The organism is Neoroseomonas rubea, assembly GCF_016106015.1.
Taxonomy (GTDB): domain Bacteria; phylum Pseudomonadota; class Alphaproteobacteria; order Acetobacterales; family Acetobacteraceae; genus Neoroseomonas; species Neoroseomonas rubea.
Genome location: NZ_JACADQ010000709.1, coordinates 1 through 735 on the forward strand (window position 1 = coordinate 1; position 735 = coordinate 735).

Below are 735 nucleotides of genomic sequence, written 5' to 3' on the forward strand. Positions count from 1 at the left end.
GTCGCCGCCCGCGCGCCCGCCGCCGCCGCCGCGCCCGTCATCGTGGCCAGCCTCGACCCCTGGAGCGCCTGCGCCCAGGCGATCGCTGCGGCCGAGGCGAATTCCGGCCTGCCGCCGGGGCTGCTCGGCGCCATCGCGCGGGTGGAAACGGGCCGCCGTGCCCCCGGCGGCGGCGTCCAGCCCTGGCCCTGGTCCTACAATGCCGCCGGGGAAGGCCGCTACGCGGCGAACCGCGCGGAAGCCGTCGCCGAGGTGCAGGCGCTCCAGGCCCGCGGCGTCAGGTCGATCGACATCGGCTGCATGCAGATCAACCTGCTGCACCATCCGGACGCCTTCCCCAGCGTCGATGCCGGCTTCGACCCCGCGACCAATGTCGCCTACGCGGTCCGGTTCCTCCGCGCGCTGCATGCCCGCACCGGGGATTGGGCGACGGCGACGGCGCAATACCATTCCGCCACGCCCGAGCGCGGCGCGATCTACCACCAGCGCGTGATGACGGCGATGACGGGCCAGGGCTTCATGCCCGGGCCGGCGCCCGGCGTCATCCCGCTGCCCGGGCCGCAGATGGCGGGGCTTTGCGCCTCCGGCCGCGGCGCCGTGCTGCTGCTGGGCGCGCGGGAGCCGAACCTGCGGCCGATCGTCGGCGTCCCGAGCGTCGAGTTGCGGCTGCGCGGGGTCGGGAGAGCACACGTCTGGACTCCGGCCACACTTGAATCAGGGAGGCGGGGCGCGGGC

Annotated in this window: 1 protein-coding gene; it reads left to right on the forward strand. The window is 75.6% G+C overall.

Going from position 1 to position 735, the window contains the following annotated elements; all coding sequences use genetic code 11:
* Positions 1–735: lytic transglycosylase domain-containing protein (locus HW577_RS25975; protein ID WP_198378954.1), on the forward strand; the 735-nt coding region annotated here is incomplete at both ends.